The sequence below is a fragment of the Pseudomonas sp. OTU750018 genome (assembly GCF_011636575.1).
Lineage (GTDB): Bacteria > Pseudomonadota > Gammaproteobacteria > Pseudomonadales > Pseudomonadaceae > Aquipseudomonas > Aquipseudomonas peli.
Genome location: NZ_JAAPAU010000001.1, coordinates 1,264,840 through 1,285,976, shown reverse-complemented (window position 1 = coordinate 1,285,976; position 21,137 = coordinate 1,264,840). Strand labels below are relative to the sequence as shown.

The 21,137-nt window shown below is 61.2% G+C and carries 16 protein-coding genes and 1 riboswitch; of the genes, 12 read left to right on the top strand and 4 right to left on the bottom strand.

Going from position 1 to position 21,137, the window contains the following annotated elements:
- The first annotated feature begins 108 nt into the window (after positions 1–108).
- A riboswitch (TPP riboswitch) is annotated at positions 109–215 on the top strand.
- A gap of 94 nt (positions 216–309) precedes the next feature.
- From thiC to HCI85_RS06095, 11 genes are all read left to right on the top strand, one after another.
- Positions 310–2,205, top strand: coding sequence for a phosphomethylpyrimidine synthase ThiC (gene thiC, locus HCI85_RS06145; protein ID WP_167143053.1), 1,896 nt, complete (start codon positions 310–312; stop codon positions 2,203–2,205).
- 81 nt (positions 2,206–2,286) lie between these two features.
- On the top strand, positions 2,287–3,576 hold the full coding sequence (cytX, locus tag HCI85_RS06140) for a putative hydroxymethylpyrimidine transporter CytX (protein ID WP_446730771.1): 1,290 nt from the start codon (positions 2,287–2,289) through the stop codon (positions 3,574–3,576).
- Between the two features lie 165 nt (positions 3,577–3,741).
- On the top strand, positions 3,742–4,344 hold the full coding sequence (locus HCI85_RS06135; protein ID WP_167143050.1) for an NUDIX domain-containing protein: 603 nt from the start codon (positions 3,742–3,744) through the stop codon (positions 4,342–4,344).
- Entirely contained in the window at positions 4,335–4,799 is a 465-nt protein-coding gene (locus HCI85_RS06130; protein WP_090249747.1) for a DUF1249 domain-containing protein, read from the top strand. The genes HCI85_RS06135 and HCI85_RS06130 overlap by 10 nt, the downstream gene beginning before the upstream one ends.
- A gap of 173 nt (positions 4,800–4,972) precedes the next feature.
- Positions 4,973–5,794: a 3',5'-cyclic-AMP phosphodiesterase gene (gene cpdA / locus HCI85_RS06125; RefSeq protein WP_167143047.1), complete on the top strand. Its 822-nt coding sequence runs from the start codon at positions 4,973–4,975 to the stop codon at positions 5,792–5,794.
- 55 nt (positions 5,795–5,849) lie between these two features.
- Entirely contained in the window at positions 5,850–6,461 is a 612-nt protein-coding gene (locus tag HCI85_RS06120; RefSeq protein WP_167143044.1) for a YqiA/YcfP family alpha/beta fold hydrolase, read from the top strand.
- A 15-nt stretch (positions 6,462–6,476) separates the two neighbouring features.
- Complete coding sequence (gene parE, locus HCI85_RS06115; RefSeq protein ID WP_160085676.1) at positions 6,477–8,381, top strand: DNA topoisomerase IV subunit B; 1,905 nt, start codon at positions 6,477–6,479, stop codon at positions 8,379–8,381.
- Entirely contained in the window at positions 8,381–9,364 is a 984-nt protein-coding gene (locus HCI85_RS06110; protein WP_167143041.1) for an esterase-like activity of phytase family protein, read from the top strand. The genes parE and HCI85_RS06110 overlap by 1 nt, the downstream gene beginning before the upstream one ends.
- The gene (locus HCI85_RS06105; RefSeq protein ID WP_167143038.1) at positions 9,361–9,885 is read left to right on the top strand and encodes a retropepsin-like aspartic protease family protein; all 525 of its coding nucleotides are present in this window, start codon (positions 9,361–9,363) and stop codon (positions 9,883–9,885) included. The genes HCI85_RS06110 and HCI85_RS06105 overlap by 4 nt, the downstream gene beginning before the upstream one ends.
- Positions 9,886–9,892: 7 nt before the next feature.
- Entirely contained in the window at positions 9,893–12,151 is a 2,259-nt protein-coding gene (gene parC / locus HCI85_RS06100) for a DNA topoisomerase IV subunit A (protein ID WP_167143034.1), read from the top strand.
- A 155-nt stretch (positions 12,152–12,306) separates the two neighbouring features.
- Positions 12,307–13,014 carry a PqiC family protein gene (locus HCI85_RS06095; RefSeq protein ID WP_167143030.1) on the top strand — a complete coding sequence of 236 codons (708 nt, stop codon included), beginning with the start codon at positions 12,307–12,309 and terminating at the stop codon, positions 13,012–13,014.
- Between the two features lie 53 nt (positions 13,015–13,067).
- On the opposite strand, the gene HCI85_RS06090 is transcribed toward HCI85_RS06095, so the two are convergent.
- Positions 13,068–14,603 carry an AhpA/YtjB family protein gene (locus HCI85_RS06090; protein ID WP_167143027.1) on the bottom strand — a complete coding sequence of 512 codons (1,536 nt, stop codon included), beginning with the start codon at positions 14,601–14,603 and terminating at the stop codon, positions 13,068–13,070.
- Between the two features lie 174 nt (positions 14,604–14,777).
- Here HCI85_RS06090 and serB point away from each other — a divergent pair, with 174 nt between their 5' ends.
- Entirely contained in the window at positions 14,778–15,992 is a 1,215-nt protein-coding gene (gene serB / locus HCI85_RS06085) for a phosphoserine phosphatase SerB (protein ID WP_160013015.1), read from the top strand.
- Positions 15,993–16,076: 84 nt separating this feature from the next.
- Here serB and HCI85_RS06080 read toward each other — a convergent pair whose 3' ends face one another.
- The 3 genes from HCI85_RS06080 to asd form a co-directional block, all read right to left on the bottom strand.
- Entirely contained in the window at positions 16,077–18,146 is a 2,070-nt protein-coding gene (locus tag HCI85_RS06080) for an EAL domain-containing response regulator (RefSeq protein ID WP_167143024.1), read from the bottom strand.
- A 64-nt stretch (positions 18,147–18,210) separates the two neighbouring features.
- Positions 18,211–20,016 (bottom strand): molecular chaperone, encoded by a 1,806-nt coding sequence (locus HCI85_RS06075; protein WP_167143021.1) that lies wholly within the window; start codon positions 20,014–20,016, stop codon positions 18,211–18,213.
- A gap of 232 nt (positions 20,017–20,248) precedes the next feature.
- A complete protein-coding gene (gene asd / locus HCI85_RS06070; RefSeq protein ID WP_090249713.1) occupies positions 20,249–21,115 on the bottom strand; it encodes an archaetidylserine decarboxylase in 867 nt (288 codons plus the stop codon).
- Positions 21,116–21,137: the final 22 nt, after the last annotated feature.

Below are 21,137 nucleotides of genomic sequence, written 5' to 3'. Positions count from 1 at the left end.
GGGTGCAACAATCCGTCGGTGAATGGGTGCTCGTCATGATCCGACGCGCGGGTCATGAATATTTGACTCCTGGGTTGGTTTTATTGGCTGGGGTTGATTAGACTGGCCGCGTTCTTGTCGGGGTGCCCCAATTGAGGGGCTGAGATTGGCAGCTGCCGGATCCCGTTGAACCTGATCAGGTTAAGGCCTGCGTAGGGAACAAGATGCGCTCGCCATTCCCCTGGCGAGCCTCTGGCACCGCCTCAGGTGCGCCTCAACGCCGCTCATCCGTCCAGGTTCGCTCCGACATATAGCCCTGGAGAGCCGCCGATGAGCACACAAGAAAAAAACCTCAATCCGATCCTGAGTGAATCCGCCCAGGTCGACCAGCAGTCGATCCAACCGTTTCCGCGTTCGCAGAAGGTCTATGTGCAGGGCTCGCGCCCGGACATCTTGGTGCCTATGCGCGAGATCAGCCTGGACGTGACGCCCACCGACTTCGGCGGCGAGATCAATGCACCGGTAATGGTGTATGACACCTCCGGCCCGTACACCGATCCCAAGGTCATCATCGACGTGCGCAAAGGCCTGGGCGATGTGCGTTCGCCGTGGATTGAGGCGCGCGGCGACACCGAACGCCTGCCTGGCTTGAGCTCCAACTTCGGCCAGCAGCGCCTGGCTGATGCCGAGCTAACTAAGCTGCGTTTCGCTCACGTCAACAACCCGCGCCGCGCCAAGGCCGGCGCCAACGTCAGCCAGATGCATTACGCGCGCAAAGGCATCATCACCGCCGAGATGGAATACGTCGCCATCCGCGAGAATATGAAGTTGGAAGTGGCGCGCGAGGCAGGCTTGCTTGCTCAGCAGCACCCCGGCCACAGCTTCGGCGCCAGCGTGCCGAAAATCATCACTCCTGAATTCGTGCGTGACGAGATCGCTCGCGGTCGCGCGATCATCCCGGCGAACATCAACCACACCGAATTGGAACCGATGATCATCGGCCGTAACTTCCTGGTGAAGATCAACGGCAACATCGGCAACTCGGCGCTGGGCTCAAGCATTGAAGAAGAAGTGGCCAAGCTGACCTGGGGTATTCGCTGGGGTTCGGACACGGTGATGGACCTGTCCACCGGCAAGCACATTCACGAAACCCGCGAGTGGATTATTCGTAATTCGCCCGTACCGATCGGCACCGTACCGATCTACCAGGCGCTGGAAAAAGTCGGCGGCGCAGCCGAAGAACTGACCTGGGAGCTGTTCCGCGACACGCTGATCGAGCAGGCCGAGCAGGGCGTGGACTACTTCACCATCCACGCCGGCGTGTTGCTGCGTTATGTGCCGATGACCGCCAAGCGCGTCACAGGCATCGTTTCGCGCGGTGGTTCGATCATGGCCAAGTGGTGTCTGGCGCACCATAAAGAGAACTTCCTCTACACCCACTTCGAAGACATCTGCGAAATCATGAAGGCCTACGACGTCAGCTTCTCGCTGGGCGACGGCCTGCGTCCGGGCTCGATTGCCGATGCCAACGATGAAGCGCAGTTCGGCGAGCTGGAAACCCTCGGCGAGTTGACCAAGATCGCCTGGAAGCACGACGTGCAGACCATGATCGAAGGCCCTGGCCACGTGCCGATGCAGCTGATCAAGGAGAACATGGACAAGCAGCTCGAATGCTGTGACGAGGCGCCGTTCTACACCCTCGGCCCGCTGACCACTGACATCGCGCCGGGTTACGACCACATCACCAGCGGCATCGGTGCGGCAATGATCGGCTGGTTCGGTTGCGCCATGCTTTGCTACGTCACGCCCAAGGAGCACTTGGGCCTGCCGAACAAGGATGACGTGAAGACCGGCATCATCACCTACAAGATTGCCGCCCATGCTGCGGACTTGGCCAAAGGTCATCCGGGCGCGCAGATTCGCGACAACGCACTGTCCAAGGCGCGCTTCGAATTCCGCTGGGAAGACCAGTTCAACCTCGGTCTCGACCCCGACACCGCGCGCTCGTATCACGATGAAACACTGCCCAAGGACTCGGCGAAGGTCGCGCATTTCTGTTCGATGTGCGGGCCGAAGTTCTGCTCAATGAAGATCACCCAGGAGGTGCGGGTCTACGCCGAAGAGCAGCGTATCGCCGCGCTGGAACTGGATGAGGCCGAACTGGGCATGCAGGCCAAGGCGGCCGAGTTCAAATCCCAAGGCAGTGAGCTGTACCACAAGGTCTAAGGCCTCGAGTCGGCTTGATCGAACACCACCCACGGCATGCGTGCCCTGGGTGGTTTTTAATTTTCTGAGGTGGCTATTACCGTGAGCACAACCCACACCTATTCCCCACACCAGAGTGTGGCCAGCGACCAGCGCGTGCTGGGTGCGCGGGACATGTTCTCCCTGTGGTTCTCCCTCGGCATTGGCCTGATGGTCTTGCAGCTGGGTGCTTTGCTGGCGCCCGGGTTGGGCATGAGTGGCGCACTGCTGGCAATTGCCTGCGGCACGGCCGTGGGTGTGCTGTTGCTCGGGGCGGTGGCGGTGATCGGTAGCGATACTGGTCGTTCGAGTATGGCCGCCCTGAAGCTTAGCCTGGGCAGCAAAGGCGCCTTGCTGCCGGCCTTGCTGAATGTGCTGCAATTGATTGGCTGGGGCGCCTTCGAGATCATTGTGATGCGTGACGCCGCGGGCGTGCTGGCCGAGCGTGCATTCGGTGCTGGCTCCGCGTGGAGTAACCCGCTGATCTGGACACTGTTCTTTGGCGCGCTGGCGACCCTGTTGGCAGTCACTGGGCCGCTGACCTTCGTGCGCAAGGTACTGCGTAAATGGGGCATCTGGCTGCTGCTGGGGGCTTGCCTGTGGCTCACCTGGAACCTGTTCGACAAGGCGGATCTGGCAAGCCTCTGGACACGTGCCGGGGACGGCTCGATGCCATTTGCCCTGGGGTTTGACATCGCCATCGCCATGCCGCTGTCGTGGTTGCCGCTGATTGCCGACTACTCGCGCTTTGGCCGCAGCGCTGCGCGGGTGTTTGGCGGCACTGCGCTGGGGTTCTTCCTCGGTAATGCCTGGTTGATGAGCCTGGGCGTGGCTTACACCCTGGCCTTTGCCACTGGGGCTGAGGCCAATGCGCTGCTGTTGGCGCTGGCGGGTGCCGGTCTGGGTATTCCGCTGCTGCTGATTTTGCTGGATGAATCGGAAAACGCTTTCGCGGACATCCATTCGGCGGCGGTGTCGGCCGGCATTGCCTTACCGCTTCGGGTTGGGCAGTTGGCCCTGGCGATTGGCGTGCTGTGCACCCTGATCGCCTGGCTAGCACCGCTGGCCGAGTATCAGAATTTCCTGCTGCTGATCGGTTCAGTTTTTGCGCCGCTGTTTGGCGTGGTATTGGTTGACCACTTTATTCTGCGTCGTCGGCGTGCCGAGCTGGCCCCCGTTTGCAACTTGCGCGTGGATACCTTGCTGGCATGGGGCTGTGGTGCGGTGGTCTATCACCTGATCAGTCATTACTGGCCGCAAATAGGTGCCACCCTGCCAGCGTTCTTGCTGGCTGCGGGGCTACAGTTACTGCTGGGGCAGCTGAGCCGTAAGCGCGCGGCGGCGATCCGTTGAAGCAGTGGGCGGTCGTCATGCTCACGGCATAAAACCAAGCCTGTTAGCCGAACGGTCGTGGTGACAGCTTGTCAGTGCTCAGTGGTCAACGTGTAAGCTGTGGCGAACACGCTGACCGTTCAGGTCAGCCGCTGCGAACCGTTGTACGGAGTGTTGGAGTCCGCAATGAATGCTCAAGAGGATGTGCAAGTGCTGGAGCGCGAGGCCTGCTTTAGCGGCTTCTACAAGCTCGATCGGCTGCGTTTGCGCCATCGCCAGTTTGCCGGTGGTATGGGCCCGGAGCTGAGCCGTGAATTGTTCGTGCGCCACGATGCCGTGTGTGTACTGCCCTATGACCCGCAGCGTGATTGTGTGGTGTTGATTGAGCAATTTCGCGTGGGGGCGCTGGATAAAAGTGCCAACCCCTGGCTGCTGGAGCTGGTCGCCGGATTGATCGACAAGGACGAAGAACCTGAAGAGGTTGCACGCCGCGAGGCGATTGAGGAGGCCAATTTAACGCTGACCTCGCTATGGCCGATCACCCAGTATTATCCCTCGCCCGGTGGTTCGGATGAGCGTGTGCATCTGTTTATTGGCCGCTGTGACAGCAATGGTGCCGGTGGCGTGCACGGGCTGGCGGAAGAAGGTGAAGACATTCGTGTGCACGTCTGGCCGCTGGAAGATGCCCTGGATGCATTGAAGGATGGTCGCATCGATAATGCCGCCAGCATCATCGCCCTGCAATGGCTGGCGCTGAACCGCGCGGAAGTGCGAGGGCTGTGGTCATGAACTTGCTGCGCGAGCGCTATCGGGTCGACCTGGTCGAGCTGCAGACTGCTTGCGAACTCAACTATGTGCGCCTGCTGCAGTTGTTGCCGGACATGCGAAATGATGCGCGTGGGCGTCAGCACGTTCGCCGTGTGGCCCTCAGCCAGGGCGAGCACCTGCTCGGCGTGTTGGCCCTGGAGGTGCTGGAAACCTGTCCGTACACCTCAACCATCGAGGTGCGTCAGGAACACAGTCTGTCCTGGCTGCCGGTGCCGCGACTGGAAGTGCGGGTCTACCACGATGCGCGCATGGCCGAGGTGGTGGGCACGCAAAGTGCTCGGCGCTTCCACGGCATTTATCCCTACCCCAATGCAGCCATGCACCAGCCGGATGAGAAGACTCAGCTCAACCTGTTTCTCGGTGAGTGGTTGAGCCATTGCCTGGCCTGCGGTCACGAACTGGCACCCGTGCGTTAGGTTTTTCTACGCTCCGCCGATAATCAGTCGCAGGCGCATTATTCTGATACGCGCTAGCCTAAGGGTGGGTATTGGATTTACAGCGGACGTTCTGTGATCTATTCCCCTTTCGCGGGTTTACCGCCCGCAGGGCTAGCCAGCATAATTCATGCATTCCGCTCAAGGAGAAGGTCTTGCCGGGCGCGCCGATTCAAACCACTGCTGTTGATCGCTCGGTACTGCTGGTGCAGCTCTCCGATAGCCACCTGTTTGCCGACGGGGCAGGCAAGCTATTGGGCATGGATACCCAGGACAGCTTGCAGCGGGTGATCGAGCGCGTGTTGCAGGAGCAGCCGCAGATTGACCTGGTCCTGGCCAGCGGTGACCTCTCGCAGGACGGCAGCGCTGAGTCCTACCAGCGTTTTCGCGAGATGACCGCCGCCATCCCCGCGCCCGCACGCTGGTTCCCTGGTAACCATGATGAAGTGCCCGCTATGCAGGCGGCTTGCATCGGCAGTGATCTGCTGGAGCCGGTGATCGACCTGGGCAACTGGCGCGTGACCCTGCTCGACTCCTCGATCCCAGGTGCCGTACCCGGTTACCTCAGTGATCAGCAGTTGGCTTTGCTGGAACGCGCACTCAGCGAAGCGCCGGATCGTCATCACCTGATCTGCCTGCACCACCACCCGGTGTCCATCGGCTGTAAATGGATGGAGCCTATCGGTTTGCGCAACCCCGATGCCCTGTTTGCCGTGCTGGAGCGTTTCAGCCAGGTGCGTGCGGTACTGTGGGGGCATATTCATCAGGAGCTCGATCAGCAGCGCGGCCCGATCCGACTGCTGGCATCGCCCTCGACCTGCGTGCAGTTCGCCCCAGGTAGCGAGGAGTTTCAGGTGGATAAAACCGCGCCGGGCTATCGCTGGCTGCGCCTGTTCGATGACGGCCGCCTGGAAACCGGGGTGTCGCGGGTTACCGGGATCAAGTTCGAAATCGATTACACCATCAAGGGCTATTGAGCCGCTCGGCTAACCGGTTGCAGCCGGTCGCCGCAACCGGTTAGCCTCCCGCCCCATGACCACATCCATTCTCTATATTCACGGGCTTAACAGCTCGCCGGCATCGCTCAAGGCCAGCCAGTTGCAGCGCTCTATGACGCAGCTTGGCCTGGCCGCGCAACTGCGTGTGCCAGCCCTGCATCACCATCCACGTCAGGCAATTGCCCAGCTCGAAGCGCTGATTGCCGAGCTTGGTCGGCCCGTGCTGGTTGGCAGCTCGCTGGGCGGCTACTATGCGACCCACTTGGCCGAGCGCCATGGGTTGCCGGCGCTGTTGATCAATCCCGCCGTACGCCCGCATATGCGTTTCGATGGCTACCTGGGCCCGCAAAAAAATTATTACAGCGACGAGACCTGGGAGCTGACGACCGATCACGTAACAGCCCTGGCCGAACTGGATGTGCTGGCGCTGCAGGATCCGGCGCGTTATCAGGTGTGGCTGCAGACCGCCGACGAAACCCTCGATTACCGCGATGCCCAGAACTATTACCGCGCCTGCGCGCTGCGTATCCAGGCCGGTGGCGATCACGGTTTTCAGGGTTTTGCCGAGCGCCTGCCGATGCTTTTCGCTTTCGCCGGTATTCCTCGCCATCTGTGGCAGGATATCGACTTTTCCGCTCTCAATTGACGAACAAGAGACCCCATGGCCCAGCAAGGTTCTAGCTCTTACAACGCCGATGCCATCGAAGTCCTTTCCGGCCTCGACCCGGTGCGCAAACGCCCGGGCATGTACACCGATACCAGCCGGCCCAACCACTTGGCCCAGGAAGTCATCGACAACAGCGTCGACGAAGCACTCGCCGGGCATGCCAAATCGATTCAGGTGATCCTGCATGAGGACAACTCCCTGGAAGTGCTCGACGACGGTCGCGGCATGCCAGTGGACATTCACCCGGAAGAGGGCGTGCCAGGGGTCGAGCTGATCCTCACCAAACTGCATGCTGGCGGCAAATTCAGCAACAAGAACTACCAGTTCTCAGGCGGCCTGCATGGCGTGGGCATCTCGGTGGTCAACGCGCTGTCGACCCGCGTGATCGTTACGGTCAAGCGCGACGGTAACGAATACCAGATGAGTTTCGCCGACGGCTACAAGGCCAGCGACCTGGCCGTGGTCGGCACGGTGGGCAAGCGCAACACTGGCACCAGCGTGCATTTCTGGCCGGATGCCAAGTATTTCGATTCCTTTAAATTCTCGGTCAGCCGTCTCAAGCACGTACTGAAAGCCAAGGCGGTGTTGTGCCCGGGGCTCGCGGTCAGCTTCGAGGACAAAGCCAGCGGCGAGAAAGTCGAGTGGATGTATGAAGATGGCCTGCGCTCCTATCTGGTGGATGCGGTTAGCGAATTTGAACGGCTACCCAATGAACCGTTTTGCGGTAGCTTGGCGGGCAATAAAGAAGCCGTAGATTGGGCGCTGCTGTGGTTGCCGGAAGGCGGCGACGCGGTGCAGGAAAGCTACGTCAACCTGATTCCCACTGCTCAGGGCGGTACACACGTCAACGGCCTGCGCCAAGGCCTGCTGGATGCCATGCGCGAGTTCTGCGAGTTCCGCAGCCTGCTGCCGCGCGGGGTCAAGCTGGCCCCGGAAGATATCTGGGAGCGCATCGCCTTCGTCCTCTCGATGAAGATGCAGGACGCGCAGTTCTCCGGGCAGACCAAGGAACGCCTGTCTTCCCGTGAGGCGGCTGCCTTCGTTTCCGGTGTGGTGAAAGACGCCTTTAGCCTGTGGCTTAACGGCCATCCGGAACTCGGCCAGCAGCTCGCCGAACTGGCGATCAGCAACGCCAATCGCCGCCTCAAGGCCGGCAAGAAGGTTGAACGCAAGCGCATCACCCAAGGCCCGGCGCTGCCTGGCAAGCTGGCTGATTGCGCCGGCCAGGACCCGATGCGCTCCGAGCTTTTTCTGGTGGAAGGTGATTCCGCCGGTGGTTCGGCCAAGCAGGCGCGCGACAAAGAGTTCCAGGCGATCCTGCCGCTGCGCGGGAAGATTCTGAATACCTGGGAAGTCGATGGCAGCGAAGTGCTGGCCAGCCAGGAAGTGCACAACATCGCCGTGGCCGTAGGGCTCGATCCGGGCTCAAGCGACCTCAGCCAGCTGCGCTACGGCAAGATCTGCATCCTCGCCGACGCCGACTCCGACGGTCTGCATATCGCGACTTTGCTCTGCGCGCTGTTCGTCCAGCACTTCCGCCCGCTGGTGGATGCGGGTCACGTCTATGTCGCCATGCCGCCGCTGTACCGCATCGACCTGGGCAAGGAGATTTTCTACGCCCTGGATGAGGCCGAGCGTGACGGCATTCTCGACCGCCTGGTGGCCGAGAAGCGTCGTGGCAAGCCGCAGGTCACCCGCTTTAAAGGCCTGGGTGAGATGAACCCGCCGCAGCTGCGCGAAACCACCATGGACCCCAACACCCGGCGTCTGGTGCAACTGACCCTGGACGATTACCCCGGCACCCAGGAAATGATGGACATGCTGCTGGCGAAGAAGCGCGCCGGCGACCGTAAATCCTGGTTGGAGTCCAAGGGCAACCTGGCCGAGGTGCTGCTCTGATGCAGCGGCTGTTGGCTGTCTGCCTGCTGCTCTGCTCACCCTTGCTGGCGAGTGCGGCGGCATTGGAGGAGCTGAAACTGCTCAATGAGCAAGCGGTCAGTGGCGTCAGTGGCGGCAACCTGTCTGGGCTGGCCTGGTGCGACAACGCGCTGTGGGCGGTTTCCGATCGGGATGATCAGCAGCTGTATCGTTTGGAATCGGATGAGTCGCAGTGGCAGGCCACGGCCGAGACCTTTGTTGCGCCGCCTGCGCCGGATGTGCGCTTGCCCTGGGGGCTGCGCATGCGCAGCTGGGTCGCCGGCCTGGTACGCGGTGGTGAGCTGGATTTCGAAGGGCTGAGCTGTGACGCCGCCGGTAACCGTTACCTGGTCAGTGAGGCCAAGGCGGCTGTGCTGCAGTTGCCTGTGGTCGGCGAACCCAACTGGTTGAAGCTGCCTCAGGGCCTGCTGCGCCAGGCGCGCGCCAGTGGCATGGCGCTGCATTACAACTCGCTGTTTGAAGGCATTGCCGTTGACCCTGCTGGTGAGCGCCTGTACCTGGCGGCTGAGCGTATGCGTCGCGGTTTATTGGTGGCGCACAAACAGCGCGCGATCTGGCGTTGCACCGGTGGCTGCGTGTTATTCAGCGAGGCGGGCACGGAAACGGGGCCCGAGCAGCTGGGCGGCAAGCCGCAGCCTCGGGATTTCTCGGGTCTGGCCTTCCATAACGAAAAGCTCTTCACCCTTGAGCGTCAGGCGCACCGTATCTGTCGGCGCGACCTGAGCACTGGTCAGGTCGAGAAGTGCTGGTCGTTTGCCGCCGAGGCGCTGACTCCAGAACGCCTCTATGCGCCGTCCTACGGCCTGGCGGAAGCGCTGTGGGTGGATCAGGACGGTGCCTGGATCGGTGTCGATAACGGCAGCTTCAGCCGTGCCGACGGTGAGTCGCGGCCGATTATCTGGCGCTTTGCCGCACCTAAAGGCGGCTGGGGCAGCAAGCTGTGAGCGAGCAGCCTGCGGGCAAGCGTGCCGGGCGCGTGATGCTGGTGCTGGCCTGGGGCGCAGCGCTGTTGCTGGCGACCAAGTTTTTTGGTGACTGGGAGGACGCTCAGCGCAACCCCAATCGCGCGCCTGAGTCGCTGCATGGCAGCGGCTATGTCGAAGTGCACCTGGCCAGCAGCCGCCAGGGCCACTACATGGCCGGTGGCAAGATCAATGGCGAGGAGGTGACCTTCCTGCTCGATACCGGTGCGACGCAGGTCGCGGTGCCGACCGAGGTGGCGCAGCGCCTGGGTTTGCAGGCGGGCGCGGCGATCACCATCAGCACCGCCAATGGCCGCGCTACGGCCCATCGCACGCGGCTGGAACGCTTGCAGCTGGGCGATATCGTGCTGACCGACGTAGAGGCTTTGATCGCCCCCGGCATGGGCGGCGATGACGTATTGCTGGGCATGAGTGCCCTGAAACAACTCGAATTTACCCAGCGCGGCGGCACCTTGATGCTGCGCCAATCCACCTTGCAATGAGGCACGCATGAGCGAATCCCTCGATTTGAGCCTGGACGGCGTTGAACGCCGTTCCCTTGCCGATTTTACCGAGCAGGCTTACCTCAATTACTCCATGTACGTGATCATGGATCGCGCACTGCCGCATATCGGTGACGGCCTCAAGCCCGTGCAGCGGCGTATTGTCTACGCCATGAGCGAGCTGGGCCTGGATGCCGACTCCAAGCACAAGAAGTCGGCGCGTACTGTCGGTGACGTGCTCGGCAAGTTCCACCCGCACGGCGACAGCGCCTGTTACGAAGCCATGGTGCTGATGGCGCAGCCGTTCAGCTACCGCTACACCCTGGTCGACGGCCAGGGCAACTGGGGTGCGCCAGATGATCCCAAGTCATTCGCCGCCATGCGTTACACCGAGGCGCGCCTGTCGCGTTACTCGGAAGTGCTGCTGACCGAGCTGGGCCAGGGCACCGTGGACTGGGTGCCGAACTTCGACGGCACCATGAACGAGCCAGCGACCCTACCGGCGCGCCTGCCGAATATTCTGCTCAACGGCACCACCGGTATCGCCGTGGGCATGGCCACCGACGTGCCGCCGCATAACCTGCGTGAGGTCGCGACGGCCTGTATTCGTTTGCTGGACGAGCCGAATGCCACGGTCGAGCAGCTCTGTGAACACATCCTTGGCCCGGATTATCCGACCGAAGCGGAAATCATCACCCCGCGCAGCGACCTGCTGAAGATCTACGAAACCGGCAAAGGCTCGGTGCGTATGCGCGCCGTGTACCGCGTCGAGGACGGCGATGTGGTGGTCACGTCGCTGCCGCATCAGGTCTCCGGGGCCAAGGTGCTGGAGCAGATCGCCGCGCAGATGCAGGCGAAGAAGCTGCCGATGGTCGCCGATCTGCGCGACGAATCGGACCACGAGCACCCTTGCCGTATCGTCATTATCCCGCGCTCCAACCGCGTGGATGCCGACGAGCTGATGCAGCACCTGTTCGCCACCACCGAGCTGGAGTCCAGCTACCGGGTCAACACCAACGTGATTGGCCTGGACGGCAAACCGTCGGTCAAGGACCTGCGTACCCTGCTCACCGAGTGGTTGCAGTACCGCGTCGGTACCGTACGCCGCCGTCTGCAGTTCCGTCTGGACAAGGTTGAGCATCGCCTGCACCTGTTGGAAGGCCGCTTGATTGCCTTCCTCAACCTCGACGAAGTGATTCGCATCATCCGCACCGAGGATTCGCCCAAGCCGGTGTTGATGGAACGCTTCGGCCTGACCGAGATTCAGGCCGAGTACATACTTGAGACCCGCCTGCGTCAGCTCGCGCGGCTTGAGGAAATGCAGATCCGTGGCGAGCAGGACGAGCTGGCCAAGGAGCGCGACAAACTGCTGGCCCTGCTGGGTAGTGAAACCAAGCTGAAGAAGCTGGTGCGCCAGGAAATTTTGGCCGACGCCGAGAAATACGGCGATGACCGTCGCTCACCTATCGTTGCCCGCGCCGAAGCCAAGGCGCTGAGCGAAACCGAGCTGATGCCGACCGAGCCGGTCACAGTAGTAATTTCCGAGAAGGGCTGGGTGCGCTGCGCCAAGGGCCACGATATCGACGCCACTGGCCTGTCGTACAAGGCCGGCGATGGCTTCAAGACGTCCGCGCCAGGACGCTCCAACCAGTACGCAGTGTTTATCGACTCCACCGGGCGCAGCTACTCGCTGGCCGCGCATTCGCTGCCATCTGCCCGTGGCCAGGGCGAGCCGCTGACTGGCCGCTTGACGCCACCGCCGGGTGCGACCTTCGAATGCGTGCTGCTGCCCGATGACAATGCGCTGTATGTGATCGCTTCCGACGCCGGCTACGGCTTTGTGGTCAAGGGTGAAGACCTGCAAGCCAAGAACAAGGCCGGCAAAGCCTTGCTCAGCCTGCCTGCCGGCGCGCTGGTGGTGCCGCCGAAGCCGTTGGCCAATCGCGAAGAAGACTGGCTGGCCGCGGTGACCACCGAAGGTCGCCTGCTGCTGTTCCCCGTGCGCGATCTGCCGCAACTGGGTAAAGGCAAAGGCAACAAGATCATCGGCATTCCGGGTGAGCGGGTTGCCTCGCGTGAGGAATACCTCACCGATCTGGCCGTGCTGCCGGCTGGTGCGACGCTGGTGTTGCAGGCCGGTAAGCGTACGCTGTCACTGAAAGCCGATGATCTGGAACACTACAAAGGCGAACGCGGACGGCGCGGCAACAAGCTTCCGCGCGGCTTCCAGCGGGTCGACAGCCTACTGGTCGAAGTCCAGGGGTAGGCTGCGGCGGCGCCAGACGCATATCGGCACAGTGCTGTGCTGGAGTCGTGAGCGGCTTTCAAGGATGATACGCGGCCGTAAGGCGGGTCACGTAAGTGAGCCGCCTGCACCTAATGTGTATGCACGCCGGCAGACTGGCCGGTTGGATGAGTGAGATGACTGCACTGCGTTTCCCCGGAATTTTGCTATTGGCCGGTGCGCTTGGCCTGACGGGTTGTATGCGTTATCAGCAAGCGCCGTTGTATCAACTCGACAGCGGCGAAATTCGTGTACCTGCTGCCGAGCAAGGCATTGCTGTGCTGCTCGGGCCGGTGGCGGTTGCCGATTACCTGCAACGCGAGGCCCTGTTGCAACGCCAGGCCGATGGCAGCTTAACCGCCGCCGAAGATGCGCGTTGGGCCGGCAGTTTAGCGGCGGATATCGATCAGCAGTTGCTGCGCCAGCTGGCCTCGCGTTTGAACAGCCAGCGCCTGGTACTGGCACCGGCGACTGCAGGCTTTGTACCGCAGGTGCGTTTGGGCGTGTCGATCACCCGCTTGGATTCCGGTCCGCAGCGCCCGGCTGTACTGGAGGCGCAGTGGCGTTTGGCCGGTGCCGACGGCAAGCTGCTCGACGGGCGTTTAGTGCGCCTGGAGGAGGCCCACAGTGGCAGCATCGTCGATCAGGTGCGTGCGCAAAGCCTGGTGGTGCAGCAACTGGTGGCGCAATTAGCCGCTGCAGTGGAAACCCATGGCAAGCCCGCCCCGCAAGTCGCCCCCGCACCGGTTCGCCGTCCGGCGCCGGCCAAGCCCACGGTACCTGATGTGCCGCGTATTCCCGTAGCTGAGCCGATTCGCAGTGAAGGGGAAGTGTTCCGCTTCTAGGTCATTCGCCACAAAAAAGCCCGCTATTTGGCGGGCTTTTTTATGCTGAGTGATCAGTGACTCTCGTGCATGCGTGCGAGTTGGCGCTCAAGCAGCGACGGGTAGGGTTCCAGCAAGCGCTCTACGCAGCATGCACCTTGCGGGCTGGCAATGGCGCGAATACGCGCACGCTGGCTGACCAGGGCGTCATCGGCAATGCTGCGTTCAACCAGCAGCAAGTTGCGGCTGTGCTGGGACAGCGCCAAGGCATTTTGTGCTGTTTCACTGAGCAGCAGATCGCCTTGGCTGAGGTCGCTGAGGTTTTCACCCAGGGTCAGGCCCAGCTGCAATTGCAGGGTAATGCCGCTGTCAGCAACCTCGATCTGCAAGGCATGGCCGAGGGCGCGCATCAGTTCGCCGCAGCAGATGGCGTGGGTCAGGTAGTCCTCACCAATATCCAGTTGATGGAACAACATCAGGCTACTGCCGTCGCTCAAGGTGTGCAGTTCGCCCTGATACAGGCTGGCCGCCTGGTCCAGGCAATCACGGTAACGCTGCAGCAGCTCCATCAAACGGGTGCGCGGCAAGCGGCGCAGCTGTTCCTGTGCGCCCAGCTGGATCGCCAGTACGGCGCTGGGTAGTGGCTGCCGAATCGCGGGAGCTGGCGCGGCTTCACGCTCGGTTTGATCGCGTAGCTCGGAAAACGGATCGTCCACTGCGCTCTCGGCGTAGGGCTGGTCATCGCGATGCAGCGGTTCGGTTAACTCGCCTTGCGCATCGAAGCGATCATCGCGCAGGTCGCGGACTTCGAAGTCCGGCTCATCATCGAACGACTCGGGCAGGTAGTCATCATCGTGCTGGGCGGCCGGCTCGTCGTCGTAGAACGGCTCTTCTTCAGCTTCTGGCTGTGCAGGCTTTTCCGGTACCAGGCGCGCTTGCAGCTGGCGCGCCAGATCGCCGATTTCATCCTGGCGGCCAGCGCCAGGGGCAGGATCGTCCGGGTCGCGCAGCCAGACGCGCAGCTGCAGCAGTGGCGTGGAGATATGTCGGCCCAGGCGCATGCTCAGGGACAGGGTCAGGGCCAGCAGAATCAGGCTGAGGATGCCCATGCTCTGCAGGCTGATAGTCATCGGTTGCTGGAACTGCTGCATGTCCAGGCTGATGCGCAGCTGCCCGGCGATCACCTCCTGGAAGGTGATGGGCGTCGAATACAGCCCCTCGGTCTCCCCGAGCATGCTCTGGCTCGGGCGTGAGCCGGCCTCGGCAAGGATGCGGTTGTCCACGCTGTAGATCGCGGCATGGGCCACCAGCGGGTTTTTCACCAGGTTATTGAGCAGCACGTTGAGGCTGAGGATGTCGTTGGACACCAGCAGCTCGGTCGCCGAGGCCGCCGTCTGGGTGATTAGGCTGGTGCCCAAGGCTTCAGCCTGTTGCTGCATGGCATGCTTGAACTGCATGCCGATCACCCAGCCGTAGATCACCAGGGCCAGGGCGACCAGCAGCAGGCTATGGCTGACAATGCGCAGCGCCAGGGGAATACGCCGTTGGCGCAGGGCCTGGAACAGCAGCAGGAAGAAATTATCGGGTTTTACGGGGGTGGGCCGGTTCACAGAGCTCGGCTCATGTCGACTGTAGTTGGCGCGCAGTATAGCGGCGCCCCTGCGGTGGGCAAAGCGCCGTGCGTGGCTGTTTGCCGCTGAAAATGGGTAGAATGTGCGCCTTTTCCACGGCTTGTGACCTGTTCAGCAAGCTGCTGCCCCTGACGCTGTACTGGAGACCGAGCCTTGCGCGAAATCGTCCTGATCAATATCACCGGCGAAGATCGTCCCGGTTTGACTGCCGCCATCACCGGCGTGCTGGCCCAGGGCGGGGTGAATATCCTCGATATTGGCCAGGCGGTGATCCATGACACCCTGTCGTTCGGCATTCTGGTCGAGATCCCGGATAACGAGCGCGCCTCTTCGGTGCTCAAGGACATCCTCTTTACCGCCTACAAGCTCGATCAGCAGGTGCGCTTCACTCCAGTGTCCGAGGCTGATTATCAGCAGTGGGTCAGCGGCCAGGGCAAGGCTCGGCATATCGTCACCCTGCTGACGCGCAAGGTCACCGCCGAGCAGCTGCAGCGCGTCAGCGCAATTACCGCGCGGTATGACCTGAATATCGACCATATCGACCGTCTGTCCGGGCGTATGCCGTTAGATATGCCGGCCGAGCAGGGCAAGGGCTGCATCGAGTTCTCCGTGCGGGGCGAGCCGGCCGATCCTGCGGCCTTGCGTGCCGAGTTCCTTAGCGTGGCGCAGGAGTTGAATGTCGATATCGCCTTCCAGCGCGATTCGCTGTTCCGCCGTAATCGCCGCCTGGCGGTGTTCGACATGGATTCGACACTGATCGAGGCCGAAGTGATCGACGAGCTGGCCAAAGCTGCGGGCGTCGGTGAGCAGGTTTCCGAGATTACCGAGCGCGCGATGCGCGGCGAACTGGATTTTGCCGCGAGCTTCCGCGAGCGTCTGGCGCTGCTCAAGGGGCTGCCGGAAACCGTGTTGGCCGATATCGGCGCTTCGTTGCGCCTTACCGAAGGCGCTGAAACCTTGTTCAGCGAGCTTCGTCGCCTGGGTTACAAGACGGCGATCCTTTCCGGTGGCTTCACATACTTTGCCAAGCAGCTGCAGGCCAAACTGGGCATCGACTATGTGTTCGCCAACGAACTGCAGATCGTTGATGGTTTGGTCACGGGTGTCGCAGTCGAGCCGATTGTCGATGCTCAGCGCAAAGCCGATTTGCTGCGCGAGCTAGCTGCCAAAGAAGGCTTGCGTCTGGAACAGACCATTGCCGTGGGTGATGGCGCCAATGACCTGCCGATGCTGGCCATTGCCGGGTTGGGCGTGGCGTTCCGCGCTAAGCCGCTGGTCAAACAATCGGCCAAGCAGGCGATTTCGACTCTGGGGCTGGATGGCATTCTCTACTTGCTAGGTTTTCGCGACCGCGACGGCCTGGAGTAAACACCGGCACTAAAAAGCCGCCCTAGGGCGGCTTTTTAGTGCTGATTATTTATGGCCATCAGTCAGGTGCGTCAGTGCGCAGCCTTACTCATCGCCGGCCGAGAAGTCGTAATCCATCGACTGGCTTGGGCCCTGCAGGTAATGCCCCTGGATATAGTTGACCCCGGCCTGCCAGAGCGTAGCCAGCACGCTGGCGCTCTCGACAAAGGGCACGATGGTCAGCTTGGCCTGAGAGTGCAGGCTAGCCAGCAGGGTTTTCAGGGCTTCCTGGTTTTCTGCACTACTCAGGTCCTGAGAGAAGGAGCTGTCGACTTTTACGAAGTCGATGTGCAGGTGCTTGAGGGTGTTGAACGGGTTCAGTGAGCAGCCGAACTGGGTAATCGCCGACTTGCAGTGCAGCTCGTTGAGGCCTTGGGTGATGGCTTTGGCCTGCTTGAGGTAAGCAATTGCATCCGGCTCGCTGAACTGGAACACCAGCGAGTCTGAGGGCAAGCGCGCCGCTTTCAGGGCTACGCTGAGCCAAGGCAGCAGGGTCGGGTCCTGCAAGCTGGCGCTTGAAAGGTGCACAAAGAGGCGGGTATTGTGGCCTTTGCTGCGGTGGTCCGCCAGCAGTTTGATCGAGTTAAGGATGACCCAGCGATCAATCTTTTCAGCAAGCCCCGCGTCTTTCGCGGCATTGAACAGTTCTGTCGGCGGAATCTCTTCGCCCTGCGGGCCGACCAAGCGCAGCAGCGCTTCATAGTGCTCAAAACTGTCGCCGCGCAAACTGATGATCGGCTGGAACAGCAGGCGGAAGCTGTTCTTTTCCAGCGCTTGTTGAATCATGGCGACGATATTGCCACGGCTTGCCGCTGCGGCCAGCTCATCAGCTGGGTTGAACAGTTTGATTGCGTTGCCATCGCTCAGCTCGTCTGCGCAACGGTGAGCGCGGTCGACCACTTCCTGAGCCTTGGCGGTCTTCTCGTTGAGCCCGGCCACACCAATCGACAGGGTGCTTTGAACGGTGCGACCGCTGACATCGAACAAGTGGCCTTCAACTTTTTTCAGCAGGCCGTTGAGAAGCTCGCGGGTGCTTTCCGGGTTGACGCCGGGCTGCAACACCGTAAACACATCATCACCAAAGCGAGCGAGTTGTGCGTCGGCACCAAAGTGCGCGCGCAGCAGATTAGCCAGGTCGGTGAGCAGGATGTCGATGCCGGCTAGGCCGATGTCGGCCAGCAGGCTGGCGTAGCGGTCGACCCTGATGTAGGCCAGGCAGGATGGCTGGCCCGCATTCACTGCACGCTCTGCTGCACTGTCCATCAGCTCAAGGAAATGGGTGCGGTTGAACAAACCCGTGACCAGGTCCTGCGTGCTGATCTCGCGGAGTTTCTCTTCCAGTTCGGCGTTACCCGTCTCGGCGCGAATCACCACCTGAATGCACGGTTCGCCATCGTAGGTCGCCGGGGAGAAGCTCATCTGTGCCGGGAAACTCTGGCCATTGGCTTTGATCCCAGCGCAGTGGAGTTCCGCATTACCTTCGACGCTTTGATAATTCTTCAGGAAGTCCTTAAAGCTGGACTGGTCGCTGCTGCCGATCAAATCGATCATCGGCATGCCTTCCAGCTCATCGGCATCTTCGTAGGCGAACAGTTCCAGGTAGGCGCGGTTGGCATAAATATGCATGCCATCGTGCACGTAAGTGATGGCATCCACGGAGCTGTCGAGTAGCAGCTGGCAACGTTTTTCCGCCTCGCGCAGGGCGACTTCCGAGGCGCGGCGAGCCCGGCGTTCTTCCAGGTTGGCCAGCTCGCGCTTGGCAACCAGTATCAGGCGTTCGTCTTCACCCTGCGGCAATGCGTCCTGGGCGCCGAGCATCAGTGCTTCGGTGACGCTGTCGGAGTCATTATCAGCAAGCAGTTGAATGACCGGAATGTCTTTTGCCTGGCGGCGGATCGCGCCAATCGCCTCCCCTGGGGGGAGTTGTTCACTGCTTGGGGCACAGATCAACAAGTCCCAGCTCTGTTGCAGGGCCTCGGCGAGGTCGTCGCTGGAGGTCAAACGATGCACGCGGGTTGCCCGTCCGGCGTTGCGGAACAGGCTGACCAGGCGTTCAGCCTCGTTCTGCGAATCTTCGAGGATCAGTAGCCGAATGGTTTTTTTATCAATGGCCATGGTGTGGTATCAAATCTGCGCCGAACGGGCGCGAAAAGGCGACAAAAGGGAGTGCGTCGGCAATCTACAGCGACTTCCAGAGTGAGTCAAAGTCTTCCTCCCCGCCTGGTCTGCGGTTTTTCGGCGCTGTGACAGGCTTCCCTTGCTCACTGCCGATCTGCTCGACACCCCGGTATTCGAACTGGTTGAAACTGCCAGTGCTGGTCTGTCGGCGACTCAATACTGCGCGGTGTTCATTGCCATTCAGGTTGATACTGACTTTATTGCCTTCCTGAAATGGCAGGCGTGCGGTAATCAGGCTGGCGGGGCGGGAGATGGCGCTGATTTCCGGCAGTAGCAGGGCGCGCAGGTACTGGCTGTTTTGCTCCGCTTTGCGCACCAGTTGCAGGCCGCAGGCTTGCGCATGAGGGGCAATCAGTTCAATTCCCATCTGCGTGCCACCGCCGCGAACCTGGCGAATCCAGCGCACTACAGCAATGCTCCAGCCCTGCCGTGGCAGGCCTTGTACGCCAAGCAGCTCGCCGGCCTGGAGCTGGTTCGGCACGTCTTTCGGCCACGACAGGCAATAGCCGCCAGGGCTGATATTGACGATGGCCACTTCGTAGGTCGGGTAGCTTTCCTGGCTATTGGCTTCGTCGGGCTGATTGGGCTGATGCGGCTTGTTGTACTGAATCTCTTCGAAGGGAAGACCGTTTTCCCACTGGTTGCTCTTCTGGGCGTCGAAAGCGTTTGACCAGATATCCGGTGCGCCGGTGTCAGCCTTGAAGACAGCCGCATTGGTTGTCACCGGAACTTGCAGCACCTCGTTGAACGGACGCTTGCCCGCCAAGTAGAAGTGCAGAGCACTCATTCCGATACATAGCGTCAGGGCGCCTTGGCCCTGGCTGCGCTGGAAGGTACGCTCGGCTATATCGCCCCAGGCTGCGGCCAGATGCTGCAGCATGTCGTGACTGAAGCCTTCGGGCACGGTCAGGCGTGATTGAGCAATGTTTTCGGCCGGCAGCAGCAGGTGCTCTTTGATGGCGTCGACCAGTTGGCTGGGGTCGATTCCTAGCGCTTTGTGCAGCTCGGTTTGCTGGAACAGCGAAATATAGCGGGGCGGACCATCCAGTTGCGGCGCAACAGCGAACAGGCTGGACGGCTCATCGCCAGCCTGTAGGGTGGCCAGCGCGCTCCAAGGCTCAAGCACTTCTGCCAAGCGTGCGATGGCGCTTTGGCGCATCTGGTTGCAGCGCGCGCAGCCGAGCAGCAGAGCTACCAGATAGCTTTGTTCGGTGCTCAGGCCTTGTGTGCGCAGGGCCTGAGTATCACGAATCATGGTCTTGTGCAGACTGCGTGCGAGAGCGATCTGATACAGCTGATGCAGCTCAAGCCAAAGCCCTTCAGGGACCGGGCAGTACAGCTGGCTGGCACGAATCAACGGGCCGCACAGGCTATGGGTTGCACGCTGCAGGGCAACGGCAAGCAGTTGATGCCGTTCGCGGCCAGGCTGTGCAGCCAGGCGTGCCACGATCAGTTTATAGCCAATGGCCAGGTGGTTTTGTAGCGCCTGGCAAAGGTTGGCGACTTTGCGTGGCCGCTCATCCAGCACGATGGCTTGGTTGAGGAAGTGCTTTTCCAGCTGTTTGCAGACGAAGTAGATTTCCGGTCGGAGAATTTCCAGCAGTTGCAGGCGATTTTCCGAGGGCGTCAGCAGTTGGTTGAGTTCGACCAGTGCTTGGTAGAGCTGGCGTGCGGTTTCACCGATATTAGCTTTGGGTAGGCCGTCGACCCATTTCTTCAGATCACGAGGACTGGCGTCGCAGAATGACAGGCTTTGCTTATCCGGCGTGGTAACGCGCAGTAGCAAGTGAGAATTCTGTTTATCCATCTAAATCGGATACTCCAGCACACGGGCAAGGCAGGTGAGTCTAGGAATTATGTTTCGACTCTAGCAGCATCTCGCATGCCTCGCAGCCATGTCCTTGGCTGGGTTGCCAAGCTGGCGCGACACACAAATCTTCTGGAAGTCTTTGTTGTGACTGGTTTTCATGCTCAGAGGTTCACTCTGAGCGGTCGTCACGACACTGTCCGCATGCGCGGACAGTGCCGGGTTTTGAGGGTTAGCCGCGTGCTGCGCCGAGACGCTGGCCCATCTGGACGGGGCTGTTGGCGGCTAGTTCTTCAGCCCACTGCACCTGCTCCGGGCCAAACAGTACGATGGCGGTAGAGCCCAGTTTGAAACGTCCGAGTTCTGCGCCTTTGTCCAGCACGACCGGTGCGCGAGCGGCTTCATCGTAACTGAATGTTTTCAGCATGCGTTTTGGCGGTGTCACCAGGCCCGCCCAGACGGTTTCGATCGACGCCACGATCATTGCGCCGACCAGCACCACGGCCATCGGGCCGCGCTCGGTGTCGAACAGGCAGACCACGCGCTCATTGCGGGCAAACAGTTCAGGCACGTTCTCTGCGGTTGTCTGGTTGACCGAGAACAGTCGACCGGGTACGTAGACCATTTCTTTCAGCGTGCCGGCCAGCGGCATGTGCACGCGGTGATAATCCTTGGGCGACAGGTAAATAGTGGCGAACTCACCGCCCATGAATGCTGCTGCGCGCTCCGTGTCACCGCCCAGCAGTTCGATCGCGCTGAAGCTGTGGCCCTTGGCTTGAAATATCCGGCCTTGTTCAATTTTACCCAGTTGGCTGACTGCGCCATCGGCCGGGCAGAGCACGGCGCCAGGGCTGCTGTCGAGCGGGCGGGCGCCATCTTTCAGGGCGCGGGTAAAAAAGTCATTGAAGTGAGCAAAAGCAGTCAGGTCTTCGACCTGGGCTTCTTTCATGTTGACGTGGTACTGCTTGGCGAACCAGCCGATCAGACGATTCTTGAACCAGCCGACGCGGCATTCGGCGGCACAGCCAATCAGACGCGACAGTAGGTGGTGCGGCAGCAGGTACTGGCTGAGGATAAACAGGCGGTCTTTCATTAGCATTCCTTAAAAGTGGCTGGCGGTC

What these genes read in the sequence shown, in the direction of transcription:
- HCI85_RS06135 (WP_167143050.1), top strand. Translation starts at nt 3,742, where the DNA reads ATGAATGCTCAAGAGGATGTGCAAGTGCTGGAGCGCGAGGCCTGCTTT.
- HCI85_RS06120 (WP_167143044.1), top strand. Translation starts at nt 5,850, where the DNA reads ATGACCACATCCATTCTCTATATTCACGGGCTTAACAGCTCGCCGGCA.
- parE (WP_160085676.1), top strand. Translation starts at nt 6,477, where the DNA reads ATGGCCCAGCAAGGTTCTAGCTCTTACAACGCCGATGCCATCGAAGTC.
- HCI85_RS06095 (WP_167143030.1), top strand. Translation starts at nt 12,307, where the DNA reads ATGACTGCACTGCGTTTCCCCGGAATTTTGCTATTGGCCGGTGCGCTT.
- parC (WP_167143034.1), top strand. Translation starts at nt 9,893, where the DNA reads ATGAGCGAATCCCTCGATTTGAGCCTGGACGGCGTTGAACGCCGTTCC.
- HCI85_RS06080 (WP_167143024.1), bottom strand. Translation starts at nt 18,146, where the DNA reads ATGGCCATTGATAAAAAAACCATTCGGCTACTGATCCTCGAAGATTCG.
- thiC (WP_167143053.1), top strand. Translation starts at nt 310, where the DNA reads ATGAGCACACAAGAAAAAAACCTCAATCCGATCCTGAGTGAATCCGCC.
- asd (WP_090249713.1), bottom strand. Translation starts at nt 21,115, where the DNA reads ATGCTAATGAAAGACCGCCTGTTTATCCTCAGCCAGTACCTGCTGCCG.
- HCI85_RS06110 (WP_167143041.1), top strand. Translation starts at nt 8,381, where the DNA reads ATGCAGCGGCTGTTGGCTGTCTGCCTGCTGCTCTGCTCACCCTTGCTG.
- HCI85_RS06075 (WP_167143021.1), bottom strand. Translation starts at nt 20,016, where the DNA reads ATGGATAAACAGAATTCTCACTTGCTACTGCGCGTTACCACGCCGGAT.